Below are 11,410 nucleotides of genomic sequence, written 5' to 3' on the forward strand. Positions count from 1 at the left end.
TTGCCGTTACCAGACAAATAATGCATTTACTGGAGAATTAATCCTCTTGTGCGGAAGTGTGACGCAGGTCGGCCTTGTGATGAAACACAAAGAAAAATTGAACTAACCATATGATTTAAAAGATTATCGGGAGGGTTACCTCCCGATATAGCAGGAAGGATTTACAGGATGTGCCCTAAGGTCTGGCGTAAATGTGCACCTGAGCCGAGAAGACCCGGATTGTCATGGACGATGAGATACACCGGAATATCATGGACATATTCTTTAAAGCGGCCTTTGTCTTCAAAAGCGGCACGGAAACCAGAGGCTTTGAAGAATTCAAGGAAACGCGGCACGATACCACCCGCAATAAACACGCCGCCAAATGTGCCGAGATTGAGCGCCAGATTGCCGCCAAAACGGCCCATAATGACGCAAAACAGCGACAACGCGCGGCGGCAATCGGTGCAGCTGTCAGCCAACGCGCGTTCGGTAATATCTTTTGGCTTGAGATTTTCTGGCAGGCGGTTGTCGGCTTTCACAATTGCGCGATACAAATTCACCAGTCCAGGGCCAGAAAGCACGCGTTCCGCCGAAACATGACCAATTTCCGCACGCAGTATTTCGAGGATAATGGCCTCTTCTTCGCTGTTTGGCGCAAAATCAACGTGACCGCCTTCGCCTGGCAGGCTTACCCAGCGTTTATCAACATGAACCAGATGCGCAACGCCCAGCCCCGTTCCGGCACCGTAAACCGCGATAGGTTTACCTTCAACCGGTTCCTTACCACCAAACTGGATCAGATGCTCTTTTTTCAGCATCGGGATCGCCATCGATACAGCGGTAAAATCGTTAATAATTTCCAGATGGCTAAAACCGAGATTCTTTTTCATTTCGGCAATTGAGAACGCCCAAGTATGGTTGGTCATTGCCACCCAGTCACCGGTAATTGGGCAAGCGATGGCAATACAACCGTCTTTCACCTCGACGTTATGTTCTTCGAGATAAACGCGGATAACCGCTTCCAGGCTGGGATAATCAAGCCCAGAATAGGTTTTAGCCTGCGAGATTTCACCACTGGCAATATCACACAGAGCAAGACGTGCGTTGGTGCCGCCCACATCACCGACTAATGCATACTTTGTCATTCTTCTACTGCTCCGCTAAAGTCAAAATAATTCTTTCTCACACTGTAAATACCTGGGAGCCTAACAACAACGCCGGAAAGGCGGGCTCCCTGTAAATATCGATCTGGGTCACACTATTACTTTATCGTTTCAGCACCAATTGCAGCGATGCCTTTATGCAAGCTGGGCAAACTAAGTATCTGACCCCGCATAAGGAATAGAACATGCTCCATTCGCGAGCCAGAACCATGTTGTTATTATCGCTTCCCGCCCTGGCAATTGGGATTGCGTCCAGTCTTATTCTGATTGTGGTGATGAAAATCGCCTCGGTATTACAGAATTTACTCTGGCAACGACTGCCGGGAAGTCTGGGGATAGCCCAGGATTCACCGCTGTGGATCATCGGAATATTAACGCTGACGGGGGTCGCAGTGGGGCTGGTTATCCGTTTCAGCCAGGGTCATGCCGGACCAGATCCCGCCAGTGAACCGCTGATCGGCGCGCCAGTCCCCCCTTCTGCGCTACCAGGGCTTATCGTAGCATTAATTCTCGGTCTTGCCGGTGGCGTCAGCCTGGGGCCGGAACATCCGATTATGACCGTTAATATCGCCCTCGCAGTGGCGATAGGCGCTCGTCTGTTACCTCGAGTTAACCGGATGGAATGGACTATTTTAGCCTCAGCCGGAACTATCGGTGCGCTGTTTGGCACACCTGTTGCGGCGGCGTTGATATTTTCGCAAACCTTAAATGGCAGTAATGAAGTGCCGCTATGGGATCGACTCTTTGCGCCGTTAATGGCAGCGGCGGCTGGTGCGCTGACGACAAGTCTATTTTTCCATCCTCATTTTTCGCTGCCCATTGCGCATTACGGACAGATGCAGGTGGCAGACATCATCAGCGGTGCGATTGTAGCGGCGATTGCCATCGCTGCGGGGATGGTCGCCGTATGGTGTCTGCCACGGTTGCACGCAATGATGCATCAGATTAAAAACCCTGTGCTCATGCTCGGGGTTGGCGGGTTTATTCTCGGTATTTTGGGCGTTATTGGTGGGCCGGTTTCACTGTTTAAAGGGCTGGATGAGATGCAGCAAATGGTGATGAATCAGGCTTTCAGCACCAGTGATTACTTTTTACTGGCGGTGATTAAACTTGCCGCCCTGGTCATTGCCGCCGCCAGCGGGTTTCGTGGCGGGCGAATCTTCCCGGCAGTGTTTGTTGGCGTGGCATTAGGTTTGATGCTACATGAACACGTTCCCGCAGTCCCGGCGGCAATTACTGTCTCCTGCGCTATTCTCGGTATGGTACTGGTGGTAACGCGCGATGGTTGGTTAAGCCTGTTTATGGCGGCGGTCGTTGTACCTGATACCAATCTGCTACCGCTACTTTGTATCGTTATGCTTCCGGCATGGCTATTGCTGGCAGGCAAACCAATGATGATCGTGAATCGCCCGAAGCAGCAACCACCCCACGATAACCTTTAGCAAAAAATGCTCTCCATCATGATTTAAGAGTTATGGCGATGAAACGGGGCTTTACCTCCCCGTAATATTGCGTTAACAGGCCGCTGACGGCTTCGATCGTGAAGGAGAATAACAATGTTCAGGTCACTGTTTCTGGCGGCCGCCCTGATGGCTTTTACCCCACTTGCGGCAAACGCAGGTGAAATTACCCTACTGCCATCAATCAAATTACAAATTGGCGATCGCGATCATTACGGTAATTACTGGGACGGAGGTCATTGGCGCGACCGTGATTACTGGCACCGTAATTACGAATGGCGTAAAAACCGCTGGTGGCGTCACGATAATGGCTACCACCGTGGCTGGGATAAGCGTAAAGCGTATGAGCGTGGCTATCGTGAAGGCTGGCGCGACCGTGATGATCATCGCGGGAAAGGCCGTGGACACGGACATCGTCATTAAACACATCCACCAATGGAGCACGATGCCTGATGCGACGCCCGCGCGTCTTATCAGGCCTACAGCCCCACTCCATTGAACGCGTAGGGCGGATAAGGCGTTTTACGCCGAATCCGCCTGTGGTGCCTGATGCGACACCCGTTCAACTACAACCCCAGCGCCGTTCCCACCAACAGCCAGATATTCAGCGCCACTACTAACACCACAATCACCCAGCCAGCCTGTTTTACGCGTTTGCTGTTCACCAGATCGCCCATCAACTTACTGTCACTGGTGAAAATCAACAGTGGAACCAGCGCCAGGGCGATACCAAAACTTAGCAGCACCTGACTCATGACCAGAATCCGTGTCGGATCTAATCCCATCAGGATGACAATAAATGACGGCAACATGGTAACTGTCCGGCGCACCCACAGCGGGATATGGAAACGAATAAAACCCTGCATCACCACCTGCCCCGCCAGCGTACCCACCACCGTTGAAGAAAGCCCTGCTGCCACCAGGCTTAAACCAAAGACTGTCGCTGCAGCATTGCTTAACAGCGGTTGCAGCGTCAGGTAGGCTTCGTCAAGATCGGCGACACCAGTATGGCCGGAAAAGTGGAACGCGGCAGCAGCCGTTGCCATCATCGCCAGATTGACAAAACCAGCAATAGTCATGGCAATCGCGACATCCCATTTGGTGGCTGAATAACGTTGCTGGCGTGACCCACCATGCAGATGCTGGGTCAGCGAAGAGTGCAAATAAATCACATGCGGCATAATCGTCGCCCCCAGCACACCCGCAGCCAGGAAGACCGCCTCTGAGGTAGGTAAACTCGGGATCACCATTCCTTTACCTAACTGCGCCAGGTTAGGCTGGGAGAAGATCAGCTCAACAATGTAAGCCGCTGCGACAAACAGCAGTAGCCCGCCAATCACTTTCTCCAGCGGTTTTTGCCCGCGACGTTGCAGCATTAAAATCAGGAAGGTTGCGATACCCGTTAATACGGCGCCCTGCAACAGCGAAACCCCAAGAATCAGTTTGAAACCGATAGCCGCGCCAATAAATTCCGCCAGGTCGGTTGCCATCGCAATAATTTCTGCCTGAACCCAATAGAACCAGACGACCGGACGCGGGTAGTGATCGCGAATTTGTTCTGCCAGATTTTTACCGGTGGCAATCCCCAGTTTGGCCGAGAGGATCTGAATCAGCATCGCCATCAGATTAGCCCAGACAACAACCCACAATAGCTGATAGCCGAAGCTAGCACCCGCCTGAATATTGGTCGCAAAGTTGCCGGGATCGATATAACCAATCGCCGCAATGAACGCAGGTCCCATTAATGCGAGCCTCATCTTGCGCGCCGCCCGTCCGCTGCTACTCTCAACGCGATAGTTCGTCATCTTGTTGTGCCTCTAAAACATAGCCTTTGCTATGTTTCATGCTATGTCAAACGAGAATGATTATCAAATTCATTTAAATGGGTTGTGATGATTTCTCTGATAGACCAGGATTATGACTACGAAAAGATTGATGGCTTGAATGTTATTTTTATGTTTAATGTTAGCACATTTACATAACTTTCCGCTTCCATACACAACATAGCAGAAATGTAGGACAGCTCACTATTTTTGAAGCTTGTCACAGGACGTCATTATAGTGTGTGTCAGATCTCGTTTTCCTGAATCATGTTGCATAGAATGTGCACGGAAATTTAACCTGCCTCATATTTGGAGCAAATATGGACCGCGTCCTTCATTTTGTACTGGCACTAGCCGTTGTTGCGATTCTCGCATTGCTGGCAAGCAGCGACCGCAAAAAAATTCGTATCCGTTATATTATTCAACTGCTTGTTATCGAAGTATTACTGGCGTGGTTCTTCCTGAACTCTGACGTTGGTCTGGGCTTCGTGAAAGGCTTCTCCGAAATGTTCGAAAAACTGCTCGGATTTGCCAACGAAGGTACTAACTTCGTCTTTGGTAGCATGAATGATCAAGGCCTGGCGTTCTTCTTCCTGAAAGTGCTGTGCCCTATCGTCTTTATTTCTGCGTTGATCGGTATTCTCCAGCACATTCGCGTGTTGCCGGTGATTATCCGCGCGATTGGTTTCCTGCTTTCCAAAGTCAATGGCATGGGCAAACTGGAATCCTTTAACGCCGTCAGTTCCCTGATTTTGGGACAATCCGAGAACTTTATCGCCTATAAAGATATTCTCGGCAAAATCTCCCGTAATCGTATGTACACCATGGCAGCAACAGCGATGTCCACCGTGTCGATGTCCATCGTTGGCGCATACATGACGATGCTGGAGCCGAAATACGTCGTTGCTGCACTGGTACTGAACATGTTCAGCACCTTTATCGTGCTGTCGCTGATCAACCCTTACCGCGTTGATGCCAGCGAAGAAAACATCCAGATGTCCAACCTGCACGAAGGTCAGAGCTTCTTCGAAATGCTGGGTGAATACATTCTGGCAGGTTTCAAAGTCGCCATTATCGTTGCAGCGATGCTGATCGGCTTTATCGCCCTGATCGCCGCACTGAACGCACTGTTTGCCACCGTGACTGGCTGGTTTGGCTACAGCATCTCCTTCCAGGGTATCCTGGGCTACATCTTCTATCCGGTTGCATGGGTAATGGGTGTTCCGTCCAACGAAGCACTGCAAGTGGGCAGTATCATGGCGACCAAACTGGTTTCCAACGAGTTCGTTGCGATGATGGATCTGCAGAAAATTGCTTCCACGCTTTCTCCGCGTGCAGAAGGCATCATCTCTGTGTTCCTGGTATCCTTTGCTAACTTCTCTTCTATCGGGATTATCGCGGGCGCGGTTAAAGGCCTGAACGAAGAGCAAGGTAACGTGGTTTCTCGCTTCGGTCTGAAACTGGTTTACGGCTCTACGCTGGTGAGCGTACTTTCTGCGTCAATCGCAGCACTGGTGCTGTAAGTCCAACACATTAATTAAAAAAGCCGGGGAATGTTCCCCGGCTTCAGTTTGTTGACAACGTGTGCTCTGTTTATGCTGGATGCGGCGTAAACGCTTTATCCGGCATACAAAACATCGCAAATTCAATAGATTGTGATTCCCATCCAGGCCTGATAAGCATAGCGCATCAGGCCGTTTACTGGTTGTCATCAGCCTCAAATGCCGGGGATAATCCCCCGGCTTTTTTACGCCTGTTAATCAGCTAATGGCTGCGGGCGACCAATCAAATACCCTTGCAGATATTGCACCCCAAGTTTATGCAATAACGCCTGCTGCTGTTGCGTTTCGACAAACTCCGCTACCACGCTTAACGACTTCGCTTTCGCCAGGTCGGTAATTGACCGCACAATCATCGCATCTAGCGTATTAGTCACTATATCTTTCACAAAGACGCCATCAATCTTGATGATATCGGCCTGCAAACGTTTTAATCGCTCGTAGTTGGCATAACCAGTGCCAAAGTCATCAATCGCAATACGGAAGCCAAATTTATGCAGTTGCTCGATGTTGTACATGCTGCTTTCTGCATTTGAAAACGCCTGCTCCTCGGTGATCTCAAGAATGACTGTCTCCGGGGAGATGTGATAACGCTTAAACAGACGAATAATCCGCCCGGCGATATTTTTTTGCAGCAGAGTGAGCGGCATTAAATTGACTGAAAAGCGCGGACCTTTATTGTTGGAAGGGTGAGTTGCTAACCACTTCAACAGAGATTCCAGCACCTGCAAATCGAAACGCGCGCTAAGGTTAAACTGGGCGATAAGCGGCAGAAATTTATCCGGCGTCATAATGCCGTCGTCATATTTCAGACGCGCCAGGATCTCATCATAGCCCTGCCCCTCTTTGTTACGAATGGGCTGGGCGTAGAGAAGCAAATCACCATTATCTAACGCCTTACGAATGGTGTTCAGCAACAGTACCTGTTTGGTGGTCTGCCCGGACGCTATTTCCTCTCGATTATCCAACGCCAACACGTGGTGATGAACGCAGGATTGTTCCGCCAGCCAGCTTAACTGCCCCAGCATGGGCTGCAGAGTTTCCTGATTGCCATCAAAACGCCCCCAGGCGGCACCATAGCCCATATCCAGGCCGGTGTTGTTCCAGTGAATCTGCCGACTATTGAGGATGTTAACCATATGCTGTAGTCGGCCTTCCGTTTCCGGCCCGGTCAGTACCAACAGCAATTCACTGCCCGGCAGTTGATACAACTTTTCGTTTTCCTGCATCAACGGCAGCAAGGTACGGTAAATTGAGCGGATACAATGAACACGCATCACCAGACCGTAATGACGACTCATAAACTCAAGATTATCAATACGCAGGCAGCAAAAACTCTTTCCCGCCTCCTGCTCCTGCGATTGCTCCAGTGCACGAAAGTTGGGTAATAGCGTTAATGGATCGGTCAGTGCCTGCAAATGCCAGCGGCGGTTAAGCCATTCACTTCGATGGTAAATACGCACCATGTAAAGCAGGCAAACGCTAAAGGAAATCAGCACCGCAAGAATAAATGCCAGCGAATATTCAGTTTCGACCCCTTGTAAAAAATTCTGGTTGTAATTCAGGAGGAAAAGAGTCGAAACAGCCCAGGTGAGATTTAAAAACGGATAACGAAGTTTACCAACACCAAGGGTAAAGATGATGAAGAAAACGGGCACCAGGTAACCGGCAATAAAGTCGTTTTCATAAGGCGTACACATCAGAAGTAGCAGTACGCTAAGAGCCGCCAGCCAGCTTAAAGTAAATGCACGTTTCTCTTTGTTCAGCGACGGAGCGATATCCCTGCGCCACAATATCTGCGCAAAGTGGGGGCTTACAATCATGCGAGTGAGATAGTAATAGAGCATGTTGTAAATCAACACTGCCGTGAAAAGGCTAAGCAAATCAACGACCGTGAAAATAGCATCTGCATCGCCGAAAAATGTCGATATCTTTAGCGGGAAATCAAAAAAGCTACCCACCAGATACATGCTGCCTTTGATGCCAATCGGCGTCACTAAACCAAGCCAGAAGAGACGTCGCCAGACGTATCGGGTGGTCAACCCATAACGCCAACGCGTTCCTAACTGCCAGCGTAATATTGCACAGGCACACAGCACTACAAATGTCTGGCTACCGAGCATGACGGCAGTTTGCAAAAATGAGAGATGGAAATTCCACAGATTAGTGCAAAACATCCCGCATAAAACAGGAACAACACCACGCCAGCCAAAGATGAACAATATTGACAGCATTACGCACAGTGGCATCCACGCCAGAAAGATATAGCTGGAGTGGATAACGGCAAGTGGCGAAATAAAACGGGATAGCTGAATAAGTACCACGGTGAGCGTAAACGCCAGTGTGAATATCTTGATATTTTTTATCAGATTATGCTCCACAAACATGAGTAGACTACTCTCACTGATCGGGGTTTTCAGGCACCCAAATAATAAGTTTATTCGCATCGCGAAGCAAACAGGAGTCGGCCTGTTGCCGGTTTTTCATCCAATAATGCTTTCACCAGACGGCACTAACCCGGGCGTAGACTGTATTACAAAAGCGGCAAAAATCAGAGACAAAAAACCCCCGCTTCACAGCGAGGGTTTGAAATTTGGTGGAGCTAAGCGGGATCGAACCGCTGACCTCTTGCATGCCATGCAAGCGCTCTCCCAGCTGAGCTATAGCCCCATCACGTAAAGCTTGTCGAGTTGACGGGCGGCATCATATGAATTCCGTCCGAATGTGTCAACGGCAAATTGCAGCGCCTTGTTTCAATCGCTGAAAAATCAGGCAAATGAACATTTTTGGATTACGCCTCGCATTCAGTAGTTATTCATGTCACGGTTTCATGTAAATTGATGCTATAAAATGAACACTTAATAGACCCACAACTATTCAGGGAATTGTTATGTTCAAGGAGAGGATGACGCCAGATGAACTTGCCAGACTGACCGGTTATAGCCGGCAGACCATTAATAAATGGGTACGCAAGGAAGGCTGGACGACATCACCAAAACCGGGCGTCCAGGGGGGCAAGGCTCGACTGGTACACGTCAATGAACAGGTTCGTGAATATATTCGCAATGCAGAACGCCCGGAGGGTCAGGGAGAAATACCCGCCCTGTCTGGCGATGCACCGCTTGAAGTGCTGTTAGCTACGCTGGCGAAAGAGATGACGCCGGCTGAACAAAAGCAGTTTACATCATTGCTTCTGCGGGAAGGGATTATCGGGTTATTACAACGCTTAGGGATTCGCAACAGCAAATAATATGAAAAGATTACGCAATAAAATGACCACCGAAGAACTGGCGGAATGCCTCGGTGTGGCGAAACAAACAGTTAACCGCTGGATTAGAGAAAAAGGCTGGAAAACAGAAAAATTTCCCGGAGTGAAAGGTGGTCGAGCCAGACTTATTCTACTGGACACACATGTTTGCGAATTTATTCAAAACACGCCTGCCTTCCATAATACGCCAATGCTTCTCGAGGCCGAAGAATCCCTTGCTGAATACGCGCCGGGTATGCGCACTCCGGCTTATCGGCAAATAATCAGCGCAATAGACAATATGACTCACAGTGAGCAGGAAAAAGTTGCGCAATTTTTATCGCGTGAAGGGATTCGTAATTTCCTTGCCCGTCTCGACATTGACGAATCAGCATAAATAAAAAACGGCAGGATACTATCTCCTGCCGTTTATCTTTTATGCGCTAATTACTGCTGGCTTTCGCGTTCAGCAATAAAAGCCAGAGCTTTGTTGATGCGCTCGATGCTACGAGCTTTGCCGATCGCGTGAACGGTAACATCCAGTGCCGGCGACTGCCCCGCACCAGTGACAGCGACACGCAGCGGCATACCGACTTTGCCCATCCCCACTTCCAGCTCGTCCGCCGTCGTCTGAATAGCGTGGTGAACGTTTTCAGCTGTCCAGTCAGTAATAGCTGCCAGTTTGTCGCGAACCACTTCCAGCGGCTGACGCGCTACCGGGCGCAGATGTTTTTTCGCTGCATCGGCATCGAACTCAGCAAAATCTTCGTAGAAGTAACGGCAGCTCTGTGCCATCTCTTTCAGCGTCTTGCAGCGTTCACCCAGCAGTTTAACCAGATCAGCCAGTTGCGGGCCGTTGCGGGTATCGATATTTTCCTGCTCGATGTGCCACTGTAAATGGGTAGCAACATACTCCGGCGGCAGCGTGTTAATGTAGTGATGGTTCAACCACAGCAGCTTGTCGGTATTGAACGCGCTGGCAGATTTGCTAACGGCATTCAGGGTGAAGTATTTGATCATCTCTTCACGGGTGAAGATTTCCTGATCGCCGTGGGACCAGCCCAGACGCACCAGATAGTTCAGCAATGCTTCCGGCAGATAGCCGTCGTCGCGATACTGCATTACGCTGACCGCACCGTGGCGTTTGGACAGTTTTTTACCGTCATCGCCGTTGATCATAGAAACGTGCGCGTAAACCGGCACTGGTGCTTTCAATGCTTTCAGAATGTTGATCTGGCGCGGTGTGTTGTTGATATGGTCTTCACCACGGATAACATGGGTGATTTCCATATCCCAGTCATCGACAACTACACAGAAGTTATAGGTCGGAGAACCATCGGTACGGCGGATAATCAGATCATCCAGCTCCTGGTTGCTGAACTCGATCGGACCACGGATCTGATCGTCAAAAACCACAGAACCTTCTTGCGGATTAGCAAAACGTACGACACACGGTTCATCATCAGCATGATGCTCATGGCTGTGGCGGCAGCGACCGTCATAACGCGGCTTCTCACCTTTCGCCATTTGCTCTTCACGCAGTGCTTCCAGACGCTCTTTAGAGCAATAGCATTTATAGGCCGTGCCCTCTTCCAGCATCTGATCGATAACTGCGTTATAGCGATCAAAACGTTTGGTCTGATAGTACGGACCTTCATCCCACTCCAGACTCAGCCAGTTCATACCATCCATAATGGCTTCGATAGCTTCCGGCGTAGAACGCTCAAGATCGGTGTCTTCAATACGCAGCACGAACTCACCGCCGTGGTTACGTGCAAAAAGCCAGGAGTAAAGAGCAGTACGCGCGCCGCCAACGTGCAGATAGCCTGTTGGGCTTGGCGCGAAGCGAGTTTTGATTTTCATGAAATGGCCTTACGTTTAGAAAGATGCCGACAACCGGCAAATCCTGGAAAAATTGAGTGGGCGATATTCTATCACTCCAGCCTGATTCCTCAATGTAGTTCGGGTTGCTACATGATGCATTATTGTTTTCGTTGAGAAATTGCGCAACACGGTCTGTTTTGCGATCACCCTGCTTAATTTTACGACGAACAAACAAATTCTTTAGAAAATGCGTTGACTCATTTCGAACTCTCCCTATAATGCGACTCCACACAGCGGGGGTGATTAGCTCAGCTGGGAGAGCACCTCCCTTACAAGGAGGGGGTCGGCGGTT

Annotated in this window: 10 protein-coding genes and 1 tRNA gene; 5 read left to right on the forward strand and 6 right to left on the reverse strand. The window is 49.8% G+C overall.

Features of this window, described 5'->3' with window-relative positions:
* Nucleotides 1-161: 161 nt before the first annotated feature.
* Nucleotides 162-1,127: a glucokinase gene (gene glk, locus HEM79_RS07535; protein ID WP_176242372.1), complete on the reverse strand. Its 966-nt coding sequence runs from the start codon at nucleotides 1,125-1,127 to the stop codon at nucleotides 162-164.
* 203 nt (nucleotides 1,128-1,330) lie between these two features.
* Here glk and HEM79_RS07540 point away from each other — a divergent pair, with 203 nt between their 5' ends.
* Both HEM79_RS07540 and ypeC read left to right on the forward strand, forming a co-directional pair.
* Complete coding sequence (locus HEM79_RS07540; RefSeq protein WP_176242374.1) at nucleotides 1,331-2,587, forward strand: ion channel protein; 1,257 nt, start codon at nucleotides 1,331-1,333, stop codon at nucleotides 2,585-2,587.
* Nucleotides 2,588-2,701: 114 nt separating this feature from the next.
* Entirely contained in the window at nucleotides 2,702-3,028 is a 327-nt protein-coding gene (gene ypeC / locus HEM79_RS07545; RefSeq protein ID WP_000490072.1) for a DUF2502 domain-containing protein YpeC, read from the forward strand.
* 143 nt (nucleotides 3,029-3,171) lie between these two features.
* Here ypeC and HEM79_RS07550 read toward each other — a convergent pair whose 3' ends face one another.
* The gene (locus HEM79_RS07550; RefSeq protein WP_021551171.1) at nucleotides 3,172-4,410 is read right to left on the reverse strand and encodes an Nramp family divalent metal transporter; all 1,239 of its coding nucleotides are present in this window, start codon (nucleotides 4,408-4,410) and stop codon (nucleotides 3,172-3,174) included.
* Entirely contained in the window at nucleotides 4,391-4,450 is a 60-nt protein-coding gene (locus tag HEM79_RS23160) for a hypothetical protein (protein WP_423779531.1), read from the reverse strand. The genes HEM79_RS07550 and HEM79_RS23160 overlap by 20 nt, the downstream gene beginning before the upstream one ends.
* Before the next feature lie 298 nt (nucleotides 4,451-4,748).
* On the opposite strand from HEM79_RS23160, the gene nupC reads away from it, so the two are divergent.
* Nucleotides 4,749-5,951, forward strand: a complete 1,203-nt coding sequence (gene nupC / locus HEM79_RS07555) for a nucleoside permease NupC (RefSeq protein ID WP_010351048.1) — start codon at nucleotides 4,749-4,751, stop codon at nucleotides 5,949-5,951.
* A gap of 233 nt (nucleotides 5,952-6,184) precedes the next feature.
* Here the strand turns inward: nupC and HEM79_RS07560 are convergent, their stop codons facing one another.
* Together HEM79_RS07560 and HEM79_RS07565 are read right to left on the reverse strand one after the other, a co-directional pair.
* The gene (locus HEM79_RS07560; RefSeq protein WP_021551172.1) at nucleotides 6,185-8,374 is read right to left on the reverse strand and encodes a bifunctional diguanylate cyclase/phosphodiesterase; all 2,190 of its coding nucleotides are present in this window, start codon (nucleotides 8,372-8,374) and stop codon (nucleotides 6,185-6,187) included.
* A 207-nt stretch (nucleotides 8,375-8,581) separates the two neighbouring features.
* A tRNA-Ala gene (locus HEM79_RS07565) sits at nucleotides 8,582-8,657 on the reverse strand.
* A 220-nt stretch (nucleotides 8,658-8,877) separates the two neighbouring features.
* Between HEM79_RS07565 and HEM79_RS07570 the strand changes: the two genes are divergently transcribed.
* The gene (locus tag HEM79_RS07570; protein WP_000472025.1) at nucleotides 8,878-9,237 is read left to right on the forward strand and encodes a YfeC-like transcriptional regulator; all 360 of its coding nucleotides are present in this window, start codon (nucleotides 8,878-8,880) and stop codon (nucleotides 9,235-9,237) included.
* 1 nt (nucleotide 9,238) lies between these two features.
* Nucleotides 9,239-9,631, forward strand: coding sequence for a MerR family transcriptional regulator (locus HEM79_RS07575; protein WP_000826491.1), 393 nt, complete (start codon nucleotides 9,239-9,241; stop codon nucleotides 9,629-9,631).
* A gap of 50 nt (nucleotides 9,632-9,681) precedes the next feature.
* On the opposite strand, the gene gltX is transcribed toward HEM79_RS07575, so the two are convergent.
* Entirely contained in the window at nucleotides 9,682-11,097 is a 1,416-nt protein-coding gene (gene gltX, locus HEM79_RS07580; RefSeq protein WP_016158730.1) for a glutamate--tRNA ligase, read from the reverse strand.
* Nucleotides 11,098-11,410: the final 313 nt, after the last annotated feature.

The sequence above is a fragment of the Escherichia sp. 93.0816 genome (assembly GCF_013368855.2).
Classification (GTDB): Bacteria; Pseudomonadota; Gammaproteobacteria; order Enterobacterales; family Enterobacteriaceae; genus Escherichia; species Escherichia ruysiae.

Excerpts from the sequence above, each read along its gene's own strand:
- nupC (WP_010351048.1), top strand. The coding sequence starts at position 4,749 with ATGGACCGCGTCCTTCATTTTGTACTGGCACTAGCCGTTGTTGCGATT.
- HEM79_RS07560 (WP_021551172.1), bottom strand. The coding sequence starts at position 8,374 with ATGTTTGTGGAGCATAATCTGATAAAAAATATCAAGATATTCACACTG.
- ypeC (WP_000490072.1), top strand. The coding sequence starts at position 2,702 with ATGTTCAGGTCACTGTTTCTGGCGGCCGCCCTGATGGCTTTTACCCCA.
- HEM79_RS07550 (WP_021551171.1), bottom strand. The coding sequence starts at position 4,410 with ATGACGAACTATCGCGTTGAGAGTAGCAGCGGACGGGCGGCGCGCAAG.
- HEM79_RS07575 (WP_000826491.1), top strand. The coding sequence starts at position 9,239 with ATGAAAAGATTACGCAATAAAATGACCACCGAAGAACTGGCGGAATGC.
- HEM79_RS07540 (WP_176242374.1), top strand. The coding sequence starts at position 1,331 with ATGCTCCATTCGCGAGCCAGAACCATGTTGTTATTATCGCTTCCCGCC.
- glk (WP_176242372.1), bottom strand. The coding sequence starts at position 1,127 with ATGACAAAGTATGCATTAGTCGGTGATGTGGGCGGCACCAACGCACGT.
- gltX (WP_016158730.1), bottom strand. The coding sequence starts at position 11,097 with ATGAAAATCAAAACTCGCTTCGCGCCAAGCCCAACAGGCTATCTGCAC.
- HEM79_RS07570 (WP_000472025.1), top strand. The coding sequence starts at position 8,878 with ATGTTCAAGGAGAGGATGACGCCAGATGAACTTGCCAGACTGACCGGT.